Here is a 2344-nt window from a genome sequence, read left to right on the forward strand (position 1 = left end):
TCCCTGAGCCAATGTATCCCTTTTGATGACGTTTGCCGTGTACACCAGCGCTGGTTTTTAATGCTTGATGGCGACGTGAGCGACGAACTTTTCCGCTTTGTGATTGCTGTTGAGCATCGGTTTGTGGGGACGCATCGGAACCCACTTCGCCAACAGGGCTTGCTACTGAGGCTGTTTCTACCTCTGCATTAGCCAACACAGGTGTTGATTTATCACTCGCGGCGCCCACTTCAAGTTCAACAATGTCGCCCAATAAATCTTGTAATTGAGGCAAATAAAACTGCATGAAGTAGTCGCGCAGCGCGCGAATGGTTTGCACTTCAAAGAACAAGGTTGTGGGTAATTCACCAAAGATTTTTTCTAGCTCGTTGGTGAGAGTAACCACCAGTACAGACTCAATGCCGTATTGTTCCATTGGCGCATCAACATCAAGCTTGTTGGGCGACATTTTTAACGTGTCGGAAAGCTGCTGCTTGAAGTATACCAAGGCTTTTTCTGCCAAGATCGACTGCTTATCTATCGGCGCTTGTGTCTGCTCTTCCTGCGTTTCTTGAGACTCAGTTTGAGCCTTCACCTCTGAGACTTGATCTGGCGCCATTTGTGCTGGCTGCGCACCAAACACTCGTGAGGCAAAACCACGAATCTGAGCAATGATGTTGACGGTATTGTCGTGAACCGAAAACACATCGATATCGAGCTTCTCTACTGCTTCACTTGGCGCTGAACCTTCGCTGTAACGCACCCAGACTTTCACCTGTGTAGGGCAATGGGTTAACACGCGAATAGTGTCTAGCGCGAAAGGTAAACTGAGTGGCATAACGGGGTTTTCGTTGCCTTCGGTATCAAACCACGTCAGCCCTATTGATGCCTGTAAAGCGCTGTCTAACACGCCTAACGGTAATTGCATTTTGCCTGAATTAAGGTTATCGACACTTACCAGTTCAATGTCGGCAATCACTTGTGGTAAACCACTTTCGTGGATCACACTAACGCGCTTAAGGCCACGATGCGATGTGCCGTAGTGCAATCCCGAATCAGCAAAACGTGCGTAAATATCAGCAACCGGAATAGGCTTACCCGCCGCTTCAATCTGACTCAACGATTCTGCGCTGACATCCAGCACTTCCGCTTGCAAGTCACCCTGGAACAACGCAACCTGACACGCACTAAATTCCTGTGTGCCGTTGTCATCATCAAAGGTGTTGTAAACATGAATGTTTGCGCTGTCGTCTGATAACGCCTCTACCACCACATCAATGCTAACGGGAGAATCTTGCGTTACATTGGCATTTTCCGAGACCGAAATTGGCGCAAGCCACACAAGATTGGACACCTCTGCTTGCAATGATTGTGCTGAATCTTGCTCGTTAACAAGTGCATTGGTTTGCTCCGCTTGGCCCATCAAGGCATATTGCGTTGCCGCTATTGCCATTTCAATGTAAGCCACACCCGGCAACACCATGCTGTCGTTTATTTTATGATCGGCAAAATAAGGTTCTTGCCCTGTGAATTCGCTGGTGAAGCACACTTCATAAGCATCTGAACTATTTCGTTGTAATAACGGATGCAGAATGTCTGTACTGCGATTGAGCGTCTTGCTCTCGGTTTGACACCAATAACGCTCACGTTCAAATGGATAGGTTGGCAAGCTAATGCGCTGAATAGGCGTTTGTGTTTCAGCCAACGCCCAATTCACCTCTAAACCATTTACCCATAAATTCAGGATTTGCCCATAATCACGCTTCACTAACCATTGTTGCAGCGTATGCTGGAAGTCTTCATCGAATGACATTTCCGCTGTTAAGGCTTTGCCAGAACTGACTTGTCCCTTTTGCCACTGACTATCAGCGTTATCGTGTAGATAGGCTTGTAACGCAGACGTTAATTCATCAAGACTACTAACAACGGTCGCAATACGATGTTCAAAGGCATCACGCCCAACTTGCAATGTGTAAGCAATGCGCTCGATGTCTTCTGGCTGATAGCGGTTTGCTTCAATCGCCCGTAACAATTGAGCTGCTTTTTTCGTGAGTTGTTCTGCTTGTTGCGCCGACAACACAATCGCATACGGGCCACTGTGTTGAACACTTATAGGCGCAGGCTCATATTCCTGCACAATCACATGAGCATTACTGCCGCCAGCACCAAAGGAGCTTAAGCCTGCTATACGTGGTTTATCTTGCTTCCAGTCGCTTAATTCACGGTTGACGACAAACGGCGATGCGTCAAAGTCGATATTAGGATTAAGCGTGTCCGAGTGAATGCTCGGCGCAAGCTGCTGATGTTTAAATTGCAATAAGATTTTGGTTAAACCCGCAATACCTGCGGCACTTTCACAGTGTCC

At 47.5% G+C, this 2344-nt stretch carries 1 protein-coding gene; it reads right to left on the reverse strand.

Annotated elements, in window-relative coordinates:
• The coding region (locus tag HJG39_RS19065; protein WP_268411981.1) for a KS-MAT linker domain-containing protein at positions 1-2344 on the reverse strand (2344 nt) is incomplete at both ends.

It is taken from the genome of Alteromonas sp. a30 (assembly GCF_026788005.1).
Classification (GTDB): domain Bacteria; phylum Pseudomonadota; class Gammaproteobacteria; order Enterobacterales; family Alteromonadaceae; genus Paraneptunicella.